Annotated in this window: 12 protein-coding genes; 9 read left to right on the top strand and 3 right to left on the bottom strand. The window is 60.4% G+C overall.

Annotated features, from left to right (window positions below; genetic code table 11):
- Positions 1–162: 162 nt before the first annotated feature.
- The 3 genes from ACP15S_RS04550 (at position 163) to ACP15S_RS04560 (ending at position 2721) form a co-directional block, all read left to right on the top strand.
- The gene (locus tag ACP15S_RS04550; RefSeq protein WP_425038390.1) at positions 163–1458 is read left to right on the top strand and encodes an adenylosuccinate synthase; all 1296 of its coding nucleotides are present in this window, start codon (positions 163–165) and stop codon (positions 1456–1458) included.
- 19 nt (positions 1459–1477) lie between these two features.
- A complete protein-coding gene (locus ACP15S_RS04555; protein WP_425038391.1) occupies positions 1478–1723 on the top strand; it encodes a DUF2842 domain-containing protein in 246 nt (81 codons plus the stop codon).
- A gap of 92 nt (positions 1724–1815) precedes the next feature.
- Positions 1816–2721 (top strand): DMT family transporter, encoded by a 906-nt coding sequence (locus ACP15S_RS04560; protein WP_425038392.1) that lies wholly within the window; start codon positions 1816–1818, stop codon positions 2719–2721.
- On the opposite strand, the gene ACP15S_RS04565 is transcribed toward ACP15S_RS04560, so the two are convergent.
- The gene (locus ACP15S_RS04565) at positions 2675–3361 is read right to left on the bottom strand and encodes a thiamine diphosphokinase (protein WP_425038393.1); all 687 of its coding nucleotides are present in this window, start codon (positions 3359–3361) and stop codon (positions 2675–2677) included. The genes ACP15S_RS04560 and ACP15S_RS04565 overlap by 47 nt on opposite strands.
- 138 nt (positions 3362–3499) lie before the next feature.
- Here ACP15S_RS04565 and ACP15S_RS04570 point away from each other — a divergent pair, with 138 nt between their 5' ends.
- A complete protein-coding gene (locus ACP15S_RS04570; RefSeq protein WP_425038394.1) occupies positions 3500–6052 on the top strand; it encodes a hypothetical protein in 2553 nt (850 codons plus the stop codon).
- A 70-nt stretch (positions 6053–6122) separates the two neighbouring features.
- Here ACP15S_RS04570 and ACP15S_RS04575 read toward each other — a convergent pair whose 3' ends face one another.
- On the bottom strand, positions 6123–7496 hold the full coding sequence (locus ACP15S_RS04575; RefSeq protein ID WP_425038395.1) for an L-serine ammonia-lyase: 1374 nt from the start codon (positions 7494–7496) through the stop codon (positions 6123–6125).
- A gap of 1 nt (position 7497) precedes the next feature.
- Positions 7498–8295, bottom strand: a complete 798-nt coding sequence (locus ACP15S_RS04580) for a glutathione S-transferase family protein (RefSeq protein ID WP_425038396.1) — start codon at positions 8293–8295, stop codon at positions 7498–7500.
- 46 nt (positions 8296–8341) lie between these two features.
- Between ACP15S_RS04580 and rpiA the strand changes: the two genes are divergently transcribed.
- The 5 genes from rpiA to ACP15S_RS04605 all read left to right on the top strand — a co-directional run bounded on the left by rpiA (position 8342) and on the right by ACP15S_RS04605 (position 12834).
- Positions 8342–9127 carry a ribose-5-phosphate isomerase RpiA gene (gene rpiA / locus ACP15S_RS04585; protein ID WP_425038397.1) on the top strand — a complete coding sequence of 262 codons (786 nt, stop codon included), beginning with the start codon at positions 8342–8344 and terminating at the stop codon, positions 9125–9127.
- A gap of 40 nt (positions 9128–9167) precedes the next feature.
- Positions 9168–10526: a glutathione-disulfide reductase gene (gene gor / locus ACP15S_RS04590; protein ID WP_425038398.1), complete on the top strand. Its 1359-nt coding sequence runs from the start codon at positions 9168–9170 to the stop codon at positions 10524–10526.
- A gap of 75 nt (positions 10527–10601) precedes the next feature.
- A complete protein-coding gene (gene hflK / locus ACP15S_RS04595) occupies positions 10602–11753 on the top strand; it encodes an FtsH protease activity modulator HflK (RefSeq protein ID WP_425038399.1) in 1152 nt (383 codons plus the stop codon).
- Positions 11753–12634, top strand: a complete 882-nt coding sequence (gene hflC / locus ACP15S_RS04600) for a protease modulator HflC (RefSeq protein WP_425038400.1) — start codon at positions 11753–11755, stop codon at positions 12632–12634. The genes hflK and hflC overlap by 1 nt, the downstream gene beginning before the upstream one ends.
- The gene (locus tag ACP15S_RS04605) at positions 12631–12834 is read left to right on the top strand and encodes a DUF2065 domain-containing protein (protein WP_425038401.1); all 204 of its coding nucleotides are present in this window, start codon (positions 12631–12633) and stop codon (positions 12832–12834) included. Before hflC ends, ACP15S_RS04605 begins: the two co-directional genes overlap by 4 nt.
- Positions 12835–13032: the final 198 nt, after the last annotated feature.

Consider the following 13032-nt stretch of genomic DNA (forward strand, 5'->3'; position numbering starts at 1 on the left):
GTGTTTCTTCTGGCTATAAATACGCAATAGCCCACAGCAAACCCCCAATCGCGCGGAAGGGTTGTGGATCCCAGCGATGCCAAACGCGACAAATGGGCGGTTTCCCCCCGCGCGCATCCCCGCTATAGAGCGCCCGTTTGACACCGACAGAGGACAAGTCACATGGCAAATGTGGTCGTCGTGGGCGCCCAGTGGGGCGACGAAGGCAAAGGCAAGATCGTGGATTGGCTCTCTGAGCGGGCTGATGTGATTTGCCGCTTCCAGGGCGGACACAATGCAGGCCATACGCTTGTGATCGACGGCAAGGTCTACAAACTACACGCGCTGCCCTCGGGCGTGGTGCGGGGTGGAAAACTCTCTGTCATTGGCAATGGGGTCGTGCTTGATCCCTGGCATTTGGTCAACGAGATCGAAACCGTACGCGCACAGGGCGTTGAGATTACAGCTGAGACGTTGATGATCGCGGAAAATACGCCGCTCATCCTGCCGATCCACGGCGAGCTTGACCGCGCGCGGGAAGAAGCTGCCTCCAAGGGCACCAAGATCGGCACAACAGGGCGCGGCATCGGGCCCGCTTACGAAGACAAGGTTGGCCGCCGCGCCGTGCGCGTGGCCGATCTGGCCGATCGCGCCACATTGGAGGCCCGGGTCGATCGCGCGTTGCAACACCACGATCCGCTGCGCAAAGGTCTTGGCGTGGGGCCCATTGACCGGGACGCTTTGATCGAACAGCTGGCCGAGATTGCAGATCAGATCCTGCCCTTCGCTGCGCCGGTTTGGAAGGTGCTCAATGAGCGTCGCAAAGCCGGGCAACGCATTCTGTTTGAGGGCGCGCAGGGCGCGCTTCTGGATATTGATTTCGGCACCTATCCCTTTGTGACGTCTTCCAACGTGATCGCTGGTCAGGCCGCCACGGGCGTTGGCATGGGGCCGGGCTCTGTGGATTACGTGCTGGGGATCGTGAAAGCCTACACCACGCGGGTGGGCGAAGGGCCTTTCCCGACCGAGCTTGAGGATGCTGATGGCCAGCGGCTGGGCGAACGCGGCCATGAGTTTGGCACCACGACAGGCCGCAAACGGCGCTGCGGGTGGTTTGATGCCGCTCTCGTGCGCCAGACGTGCGCCACCTCGGGGGTCAACGGCATTTCCCTGACAAAGCTCGACGTTCTGGATGGGTTCGAGACGCTCAAGATCTGCACGGGTTACGAACTGGACGGTCGGATGCTCGACTATCTGCCCACGGCCGCAGACCAACAAGCACGCTGTGTGCCGGTATACGAGGAGATGCCCGGGTGGTCGGAAAGCACGGAAGGCGCGCGCTCATGGGCAGAGTTGCCCGGCAATGCCGTCAAATACGTGCGCCGCGTCGAGGAGTTGATCGGGTGTCCTGTGGCTCTACTTTCCACCTCACCGGAACGCGACGACACAATCCTTGTGACAGATCCGTTCGCCGATTGAGCAACCAAAAGAGCGACACATGACCGATAGCCCCGGATTATCCTACAAAGCGCGCAGGCGCTGGTCTTTGGTAATTTTGCTGCTGGGCGTACCCGCCTACATCGTGGCCTGCGTCACCGTCATCAACTTGCTGGATCGCCCGCCGTTTTGGCTCGAATTGGTGATTTACGTGGCGCTGGGCGTTGTCTGGGCGCTACCGTTCAAGTTTGTTTTCAAAGGGGTGGGCCAAGCCGATCCGGACGCGCCGCCTGAAGATCACTACTGATTGAGCGCCCCCCTCAGCTGCGTTTTGTGAACAATCGGCCGTGGGACGCTTTTGAGTTGCAAAGCAGAGGCGTCGCGGATTAGCGTCAGGTCATGACCGCCGACAGACCCCTTCTGGGGATTGCTCTCATGCTGGGTTTTTGCGTTTTGGCGCCTCTTGGGGATGCCATTGCGAAGTATCTGGGCGCGTTCATTCCCGTTTTCGTGCTTCTGGTGGTCCGCTTTGGCGTACAAGGCGTCTTGTTGCTGCCGTTGTGTTGGCTCACTGGCCGGTCCCTGCGCCTCACGCCGCGCGTCATGCGGATCGCTTGGGTGCGGGCGGCGCTGCATATCATTGGCATTGGCGCCATGTTTACGGCGCTGCGCTATCTGCCCATTGCCGATGCCGTCGCCATCGCCTTCGTGATGCCGTTTATCATGTTGCTGCTCGGGTGGGCTGTCCTCGGCGAGGCCGTCGGCTGGCGGCGTCTGGCCGCCTGTGCGGTGGGCTTTTGCGGCACGCTCATGGTCATTCAACCTGCGTTCGAAGATGTCGGATGGCCCGCGCTGTTGCCTTTGGTCGTGGCCCTTGTTTTCGCGCTTTACATGTTGAGCACGCGCATTGTCGCAAAGGATGTTGATCCCATCGCCTTGCAAGCCGTAAATGGTTTCATGGCGCTGGCACTGCTGATACCGCTCGGGGGGGCCTTCTGGATGGCCGATCTCTCGATGCTGCCGGGCCGCGATCTGGGGGCGTGGCAAGTGAGCCTCTTGTTAGGCATTGGCATTATTGGAACCATCGCCCATTTGCTCATGAGCTGGTCGCTCAAGTTCGCCCCATCGGCGACTGTCGCGCCAATGCAGTACCTTGAGATCCCCTTCGCGACATTGATCGGCTATCTGGTGTTTGAGGATTTGCCCAATGCCCTTGCCGCCATTGGCATCCTGATCACGATGGCGGCAGGGCTGTATATCATTGTTCGGGAGCAGGCCATGGCGCGGCGCGCTGCAGCTGTCTGACAGCTAAAGAGAGAAGCGCGCGGGGCAAGATCACAAGCATGCCAGGCGCATCCATCGCGAGGGACACGGGCCCGGTGGCCTCATTGGATGTGCCCACACGCGCGGCGGGCGCCATCCCAATCCCGTCAATCGGCCATTTCAAACCTGTGCTGCGCCCTTGCGTCGGGGCCATGGGAAAGAGCGACACGCGCGCGCCTGCGCGCAGATCGAGCGATAAGGCTGGAGGGCAGTGAAACACGATATCTTCGCCGTCCAGCAAGATGATCGACATGGTCGCGCGCGCCACAAGCCGATTGAGCGCGGCCAACTGGTGATCAATGCGTTTACCAAGAAACCCCACACCGATCACTAGCGGCGCATGAATGGACCGCAGCGCCTTGTCAAAATCCGTGCTGTTTTGCTCTTCGATACAATGAACACGCTCGCTGGGCAGTCTGGCGCGCGTCTCCGCGCTGAGCGAATCAAGATCACCGATGGTCGCGTTAGGCATGATGCCAGCGGCCAGACACAATTCGGCACCGCCGTCTGCGGCAACAAATGTGTCGCTAAAGTGGCGTATTTCTTGAAGATCTTGCGCAGATCCTGCGCCGCCACCGACCAAAACAAGGGGTTTTGGGCTTTCAACAATGATCGGGTTCATGGTTTCTTAGGGCTCATCGTGGAAACAGAACACAATCTGGCCGCAAAATGATACGAGAGAAAGCACATAGTCGTGCCGCTTTTGGCCCGTTGCCACATGGTAAACAATCAGGGCAGGAGAATGGAAGGCGAGCAAGTAATGGTTCAGAGCAATAAGATTCTTACCGTGTCCTATGGCACGTTTTCATGCACCCTTGAAGGGTTTGAAGACAGCTTCGATACGATGAAGGCGATTGCGGAGTATTTTCGTGATTTGGCCGCCGATGATCGCTATTTCGGCGCGGAACCGCCGACGCCGGACGCAGAGATGCTGGCCCGTATCGCCGAGCGCGAGATTGAGCGCCGCGTGGAAGCGCGCATGGACGGCCACGGCATCCTTCTGCGCGCGGAGCCTGAGTCAGTGGCAAGCAGCCTGGTCCAGCCGGTCCAATCCGATGAGATCGCCGAACGGGAACCGGAAGCTAGTCCGAGCGCCGCAACTGTGGCCACTGATGTGGTGCGAGATGTGTCCCCGGACGAAGCTTCTGCCGATGAAGAGGCGGAGACAGTTGATGCACCTGCCGACACCTTGGACATAGCAACGGCCGAAGGTGAACAGGTAGACGAGGCAGCTGCGGAGGCTGTCGCGCCCGCAACCCTCCTCGCAGACGAGACGCCTGTCTCGCAGGATCCGGCCGCAACCGACGAAGCGACACAAGCTGATGCAGAGCCTGCGCCGATTGATGTGGCGGATGAAACGGCCACAGCCATTGCCGCTTTTGATGCCGATAGCGCGCAAGATGGTGCCGCAACCCCTGAGAACGATGTTGCTGGCGCCGCAGCGGCTGATACGGATCAGCTTGTTGCCGATGAGGCCGTGGCGGAAGACACCAGCGACGCTTCTGACAGCGAAGACACAACAGCAGATTCCGTCGCAGACAAACTTGCGCGCATCAGAGCCGTTGTCTCCAGCGGTGGGTCTCAGTCCTATTCGGAAGATGAACATGCGGATGAGATGGATGCAGCCGATGCATCCGCAGTCCTGGAGAGTGACACTGATGCCCAAGATGACATGGCCGATGTGCTGGACCGTGTTGCATCTGCAGTGGCAGCGGAGGACGCCGAAGCGCCCGCTGAGACCAAGGATGATGATCAAATTGAGGCGCCAGATGCTTCAACATTGATTGATGATAGCGTCTTGAAAGACGAGGCGCTCACCGACACAGTGCGCGAGAGTTCAGGCGCAAATGGCGAAGAGATCGCCAATGCTTCCCTCGACGCCGTGCTGGACAGCCCTGACGAGCTGGAAGAAACGGCCAGCGAAATCCTGACGCGTGATCTCGAAACTGAAGAGGCCATTGCTCCAGAGGAAGCACCGAGCTCCCCTGAGGAACCCTCGTCGCAAAAGCAAGTGCCGGTCCGTGTTGTGCGCATCAAGCGCAAGCCGCGCCGCGCGATGGAGCAAGTGCAAGACGCCGCCCAGCCTTTGATGTTGGACGCCGCTTCCGACGACAGCGAAACGACCTTGTCAGACGAAGAAGAGACCGATCTTCTGCGCGAACTGGCAGAGGTCGAGGCGGAACTGTCTGATGTGACGTTTGAAGACAGCGAAGGACAGGACGACGCGCCAGAAACATCATTGGAGGTTGAGCCTGCCTCGGACCTGAGAGACGTCGTAGCAGACGCGTCTCAGTCTGACGATGCGTCTCAATTTGACGCGGACGAAGCCGTAGACACTTGGAGTGACAACGCCGACGTGGTTGAGGCGGCGGAGGAGAAAGATGAACTCGCTCCCGTCGCCGAGGTGGACCAGCCAGATCAGGACCACGATGTGGCTGACCGGGAAGCGGACGAGGCGGTTGAGACAGCCAATGAGTCGGATGTTGCCCAAGCCGAAGAGCCTGAGGTTGCCGAGAAATCGCCCGAAGTCTCATCTCTGTCACGCTCCATTCGCGCGCTGACACGCAGGGTTCGCCTGACGGACAATGCGGCAGGTGAAGGCGATGGCGACATGTCGCGCCTTATGGCGGCAACGGACGCACAGATGGAGCAACCGGAAAACCGCAGCCGACGTCGCGCCATCGCGCATCTGCGCGCGGCCGTCGCTGCCACCAAGGAAGAGCGCCAGGCGACGGAGAAACCCGCAGACCCCGTTCAGGCGCGCGAAGCGCAGTTCCGTCAGGACCTCGATGCAGTGCGCCCCAAGACGGAAGAGCCCAAACGCTCGGCGCCGCTGAAACTGGTGGCAGAGCAGCGGGTGGATGTTGATCTGGATGAACCTACCGAAGTAGATCCGGCGCCCGCCGGCGCGCAAATGCCCAGCGAGGCAGAGCGTCGCGCGGCTCCCAGCATGCAGACCGTGCGCCCGCGCCGCGTTGCGCCGCGTCGCGTCGCTGTTGATCGGGATGCTGCGGAAACCAACGGCGATGGTGGCTTCATGGCCTACGCCGAGGAAAACAACGCGGTCGATTTGCCGGAACTTCTGGAAGCTGCGGCAGCTTACATGACGCTTGTTGAGAAGCGCGCGCAGTTCTCGCGTCCGCAATTGATGAACAAGGTGCGCGAGGTAGATGCGTCAGACCACAGCCGCGAGGACAGATTGCGCTACTTCGGTCAGCTCCTGCGCGAAGGCAAAATCGAAAAGACGGCCAGTGGGCGGTTTACGGCATCCGAGGACATTGGATTTCGCCCGGACGAACGCGCGGCCAGCTGAGCACCACGCTTTTCCCCCAATAAAAAGGCGCGCCCTTCGGCGCGCCTTTTTTGTTCCGATGCGAGAGCGCTCAGCAATTGGGAATGTTTACGGCCAATCCCCCAAGCGACGTTTCCTTGTATTTCTCGCTCATATCGAGGCCCGTTTGCCGCATGGTCTCGATACAGGCATCGAGCGGCACAAGATGCGTGCCGTCGCCGCGCAAAGACAGCGAGGCCGCCGATACCGCCTTGATCGCGCCCAACCCATTGCGCTCGATGCAAGGCACCTGAACCAGACCTTTCACGGGATCACAGGTCATCCCGAGGTGATGCTCCAACGCGATTTCGGCTGCATTCTCGACCTGTTCCGCTGTGCCACCCATCACGGCGCAAAGTCCCGCTGCGGCCATGGCGGAAGCAGAGCCCACTTCCGCCTGACACCCGGCCTCCGCGCCCGAGATAGACGCATTGAATTTCACCAACCCGCCGATGGCAGCCGCAGTGAGCAAAAATTCCTCGATCTGTGACGCGCGGGCTCCGGGCACGTGATCCAGCCAATAGCGGATCACCGCGGGCACAACGCCCGCCGCGCCATTGGTGGGCGCCGTTACGACCTGGCCGCCAGCGGCGTTTTCTTCGTTCACGGCCATCGCGTAAACGCTCATCCAGTCGTTGATCGTATGTGGTGCGTTCATGTTCATGCCGCGTTCGGCCAACAAGACGTCATGTATGCCTTTCGCGCGGCGTTTGACGCTAAGCCCACCGGGCAGAATTCCGTCAGTGGTCAGGCCGCGCTCGATGCAGGCATTCATGACATCCCAGAGCCGCGCCGTCCCGGAGCGCAAGCGCACTTCGCCGTTTCGGCTGATTTCATTGGCGCGCTTCATCTCGGCAATGGTTTTGCCAGAACTCTGCGCCATCTCGAGCATCTCGGTTGCCGTCTTGAACGGGTAGGGCACAGGCGCGCCTTCATCGGTCGCCTTGCCCTGTGCCAGTTCGCTCTCCGTCATGACAAACCCGCCGCCGATGGAATAATAGGTCTCCTGAAGAAGGATATCGCCTTGCGCATCGGTGGCCTTCAGGATCATGCCATTGGCGTGGCCGGTCAGGGGCGGGCCGTAGTCAAACACAAGATCATGTTCCGGATCAAAGGCCAGTGGAGGCAGGCCATCGGGGCAGACCTGTTTGTCTCGGCGGATCAAATCGAGGCTGCGTTCGGCCTGTGCATGATCGTAGCGCTCGGGTTCGAACCCGGCCAATCCAAGAATTGTGGCGCGGTCTGTGGCGTGACCCACACCGGTGAAGGCGAGGGATCCATGCAGTGAGGCGCGCAGGCCGTGGAATCTGTAAGGCGCGTCGCGCAAGGTCTGCAAAAAGCGCGCGGCCGCCACCATGGGGCCCATGGTATGGGAGGACGACGGGCCAATGCCGATCTTGAACATATCGAAAACGGAGAGAAACATGTCAGGTCGCACTTCCTTCAGGGGGGGTGGGCAAGTCGGGGGCGCTGAACGGATGGGGCCCCAGCCCTTCCGCCGCGGCGACGCGCGCGCAAGCGGGATGGGCGTCTAGCTGTAAACAAATGTTGCTCAGATTGGGCCAAGGCTCCAGATCCGTCAGACCGGGTTTGTCCACCGGATACAAGCGGAGCCAGCGCAGGCAGGCCCCGACATAGATGTCCAGCACCGTCAGGGGCGACGCTCCCATAACGTCGCCACGCGCGGCCTCGATGTTCAGCAGATCAAGCGCCCGCCGGATCTCTGTTTGTAGGCCGTGTCGTAAATCCTGCATCAGATCCGCCGCGATGAACCTGTCGGCGTAAAAGGTCTGGCGGAGGGCGGGGTGCAAGGTGTTGGAGATCATGAAGAGCCAGCTCAGAAACCGCCCACGCAGGGCCGTCCCGGGGGCTGGTCCCAGCTCCGCATGCCGCTCCGAGAGCCAGCACAGGATCGCACCGGTCTCGAACAAGGGGCCATCGGGCGTCTCCAGCGCAGGGATTTGCCCCTGCGGGTTCAGCGCGCGGAAATCGGCGCTGTGCTGCGCGGACACGCGACGATCGACAAGCAGCGTCTCAAAGGGGACCTCTGCCAGCTCCAGCGCTAAGCGGATGATGAGCGACGCATTGTCGGGCGCGTAGTGCAGTCTGTAAGCCATGGCCGTCACATAGGGCAGAGCGGCGCGGGAAAACACGCGGAAAGCGACAGCTTGCTTCGCAGACGCGGCCTTGAGGGACGTGGCCGCGTTTTGGGGGGTGCGTCCCACTGGGGGCGCGTCTATAAGCATTGTGCAAGATCTGGAGAGCTGCCCCATGACCGGTGAATTGTCCCCCATCGACAAAGCGAAGTTTGTTGCCGCCAAGCGCGCGTCGGAATTTGTAGAGCCCGGCATGCGTGTCGGGCTTGGTACAGGATCAACCGCGGCGTGGTTGGTGCGCTGTCTGGGGGAGAAGGTCCGTGATGATGGCTTGCGTTTCAAAGGCGTGCCCACGTCGACGCGGACGGCCGAACTCGCGCGGGATGTCGGGATCGAAGTCATCTCGCTGGATGAGGCCAAATGGCTCGATCTGACCATTGATGGCGCGGATGAGTTCGATCATGAGCTCAACCTGATCAAAGGCGGCGGTGGCGCGCTTTTGCAGGAGAAGATCGTGGCCACGGCGTCAGATCGCATGATTGTGATTGCCGATGCGGCCAAGCGCGTGGAGGCATTGGGCGCTTTTCCGTTGCCTGTCGAAGTTGTCCCCTTTGGCTGGCAAACGACGCAGGCGCTGGTCGAAGAGACACTGATTTCGATGGATGTTCTGGGGCGCGAATCCAGCCTGCGCATGAACGGTGCGACGCCCTATGTCACTGATGAAGGCAACCATATCCTCGATTTGCACCTGCAGCGCATCGGGAATGCCCGCCAACTCGCACTTGTGATCAATCAAATGCCGGGTGTCGTGGAAAATGGCCTCTTCATAGATATCTGCGACACAGTGGTCATTGGCTATGGCGATGGCCGTGTGGTGGTCAAGGATATCAATGAGGGCACGGAAGAAGAGGATCGGCTTGATTTTGTTGAAACCGACAATCTCTTTGCGGATCTTGATTGACCGCAGCTGACCGGCAGCGTCGCGCGATAAGGAATACAGCATGACATTCGACTATGATCTTTTTGTCATCGGCGGCGGGTCCGGCGGTGTGCGTGCGGCGCGTGTGGCGGCGGGTGAGACCGGCGCCAAGGTCGCTCTGGCGGAGGAAGACCGCTACGGGGGGACCTGTGTGCAGCGCGGCTGTGTTCCCAAGAAGCTGATGGTTTTTGCCAGCGGCTACGGCGAGATGGCGAAGGATGCCGCGTCCTATGGCTGGGCGATGCATGCGGGCGGGTTTGACTGGCAGGTTTTCAAGGAAAAACTTGAGGCCGAGCTGGATCGTCTCGAAGGGGTCTATCGCAAGCTTCTGGCGGGATCAGATGTGGAGATGTTTGATGCCCGTGCGACGGTCAAGGATGCGCATACGGTCCAGCTTTCCACGGGTGAGACCAAGACGGCCAAACACATTCTGCTGGCCATGGGCGGCAAGCCCGTGAAGCCCGGCATCCCCGGTGAAGAGCTGGCCATCACATCCAATGAAATCTTCCATCTCGAGACATTGCCCAAGCGCGTTCTCATCGTGGGAGGCGGCTATATCGCCTGTGAGTTTGCGGGCATTCTCAACGGCTTGGGCGCGCAGGTGACGCAGTTTTATCGCGGTGCGCAGGTCCTGCGCGGATTTGACGATGAAGCGCGTGGCCTCGTGGCCGAAGAGATGCGCAAGGCGGGCGTCGATCTGCATCTGGGCACGAACATTCTCGAGATGAAGCGTGATGGCGAGGGCATTTGGGTCAAGGCGACCAATGGCACAGAGAGCCATTACGATGAGGTCATGTTTGCCACGGGCCGCGCGCCCAATACCGAGGGCATGGGGTTGGAAGAGGTCGGCGTTGAGCTGGGTCGCCATGGCCAGGTTGTCGTCGATGCCTTTTCGCAAACCGCTGTCCCCTCGATCTACGCCATCGGCGATGTGACGGATCGGGTCAACCTGACACCTGTGGCGATCCGCGAGGGCATGGCCTTTGTCGAGACGGTGTTCAAAGGCAATCCAACGCCCGTGGATCATGATCTGATCCCCTCGGCGGTGTTCACGCAGCCTGAGCTGGGCACTGTTGGCCTGTCCGAGGAGGCCGCCCGCGAGAACGAAGAGGTTGAGGTCTATTGCACCTCCTTCAAACCGATGCAGCAAAGTTTTGCAGGTCGCGAAGACAGGGTTTTGATGAAACTCGTGGTGTCCAAGGCCAATCGGACGGTTCTGGGGTGTCATATCGTGGCGCCAAATGCGGGCGAGATGATCCAGCTGGCGGGCATTGCCGTCAAAATGGGCGCCACCAAGGAGGATTTTGATCGGACCGTCGCGGTTCATCCGACGATGTCGGAAGAACTTGTAACGATGCGATCACCGATGCGCACGGCTTGAAATTCGCGCGCGCGCGCACAGGTATGAAGGCAAGCGTGAACGCTAAACTTTTTGACCCAAAGGGAAGGTACTTAGATGGCAGGCAATTCCGGAGGCCCCTGGGGTGGGGGCGGCTCTGGCGGGCGTGGCCCGAACGGGGGCGACAACCGAGGCAATAACGGTGGCGGCGGGCGCAGGCCCGGCGATGACGGGCCTCAGATCCCCGAAATCGACGAGCTGATGAAAAAAGGCCAGGAGCAGCTGCGCGTTCTCATGGGCGGCCGCGGCGGCGGATCTGGCACAGGTGGCTCCGGCGGCGGCGGTGGCGGCATCTCCAAAGGCATGATTGGCTTTGGTCTTGTGGGTGCGCTCGTGCTTTGGGGCATGGCAAGCTTTTACACGGTGCGCCCGGAAGAGCAGTCGGTTGAGCTGTTTCTTGGCGAGTTTTCGTCCATCGGCAATCCCGGCCTGAATTTCGCGCCCTGGCCACTGGTCACCGCAGAGGTTATTCCGGTGACGCGCGAACAGACCGAAGAGATCGGTGTGGGCGCGCGGGGCTCGGATGCCGGGCTCATGCTGACGGGTGATGAGAACATCGTGGATATCGACTTCCAGGTGGTCTGGAACATCACTGAGCCGGACAAGTTCCTGTTCAACCTGCGCGATGCGCGGCCCACCATTCGGGCGGTCTCTGAATCGGCCATGCGTGAGATCATCGCGCAATCCGAGCTGGCCCCGATCCTCAACAGGGATCGTCAGGCCATTGCCGATCGTCTTCAGGATCTCATCCAGAACACGCTCAACTCCTACGATGCCGGCGTTAACATTGTCCGGGTCAACCTCGACAAAGCCGACCCGCCGCAGCCCGTGATCGACGCATTCCGCGACGTTCAGGCCGCTGAACAGGAGCGGGACCGTTTGCAAAACGTGGCGGATGCCTATGCCAACCGTGTGCTTGCTGAAGCGCGTGGTGAAGCGGCGCAGGTGCTTGAGCAGGCGGAAGCCTACCGGGCGCGGGTCGTGAACGAAGCGGAAGGTGAAGCCTCGCGCTTCTCGGCCGTTTTGGAGGAATATGCAAAGGCACCCGAGGTCACGCGCAAGCGTCTCTATCTTGAAACGATGGAAAACGTGCTGGGCCGTGTGGACAAGATCATTCTCGATGAAAGCGCGGGTGGCGCAGGTGGACAAGGCGTCGTGCCTTACCTGCCGCTCAATGAGCTGCGTCGTCCTGCGGGAGGAACCAACTGATGAAAAAATCTGCTTTTCTTCTACCGGTGCTCTTTGTCATCGGTGCTTTGGGCCTGTCTTCGATCTTCATCGTCGACGAGCGTGAGAAGGCACTTGTGCTGCAGTTTGGTCGGATCGTGGCGATCAAGGAAGACCCCGGTCTGGCGTTCAAACTTCCTGTTATTCAGGAAGTGGTGCGCTACGATGACCGGATCCTGTCTATTGACGTGGAGCCGCTCGAAGTCACACCGCTGGATGATCGTCGTCTCGTGGTTGACGCCTTCGCGCGCTACCGCATCGTTGACGTGAACCAGTTCCGCCAAGCCGTTGGTACGGGTGGCGAAATGGCCGCTGAAAACCGTCTTGATGGTATTTTGCGCGCCGAGCTGCGGGGCGTTCTGGGTAACGTGTCGTCCAATGACATCCTGAGCTCGGACCGGGCAGCGCTGATGCTGCGCATCCGGAACGGGGCGATCAGCGAAGCCGAGAGCCTCGGTATCGAGGTTGTTGACGTGCGTTTGAAACGGACCGACCTCCCGGCGGAAAACCTTGACGCGACCTTCGAGCGGATGCGGGCTGAGCGGGAACGGGAAGCAACTGACGAACGCGCCCGTGGTAACGAGGCCGCGCAACGGGTTCGTGCCCAGGCGGATCGGACCGTGGTTGAGCTTGTCTCCGAGGCGAACAAGACCTCCGAGATCATCCGAGGTGAAGCGGATGCACGACGCAACAACATCTTTGCGTCAGCCTTCGGCGAAGACCCTGAGTTCTTTGAGTTCTACCGGTCGTTGACGGCCTATGAGCGTGCGCTTCAGGGCAATAACTCGACCATGGTGCTGTCGCCGGACAGCGAGTTCTTCAACTACCTGAAGTCTGATCAAGGCGCGGTCGCTGGCCAATGAGCTTTGTCGAGACGGCGCTTCTGGCGCTCGGGCTCGTGCTGATTGTGGAGGGGCTGGCCTATGCGCTGGCCCCTTCGCTTGTGGAGCGGTTGCTTGAGATGATGCGGATGGTGCCCGAAGAGCAAAGGCGCAGCATGGGGCTCATGGCGCTTGCCTTTGGTGTTTTGTTGGTTTGGGGCGCGAAATTGCTGGGGGCGTGACCCCCGCAGGCGCTCGCGATTTCGTTACAAAGCAATCACACACGCGTGTGTCACGGAAATGAAATTTTGCATGTGGCTTTTTGGTCCCTACCTTAGTTGCATCAATCTATTCCGCACAGATAAGCGGACCTGAAGGAGGCCAGTACCCTTGAAACCTCAGAAACACCCCCAAGCATTCGTGGAGGCGCGCCCTGTCGA

Origin of the sequence: Primorskyibacter sp. S187A (assembly GCF_049800955.1) — a bacterium.
Taxonomy (GTDB): Bacteria; Pseudomonadota; Alphaproteobacteria; order Rhodobacterales; family Rhodobacteraceae; genus JAKVBH01.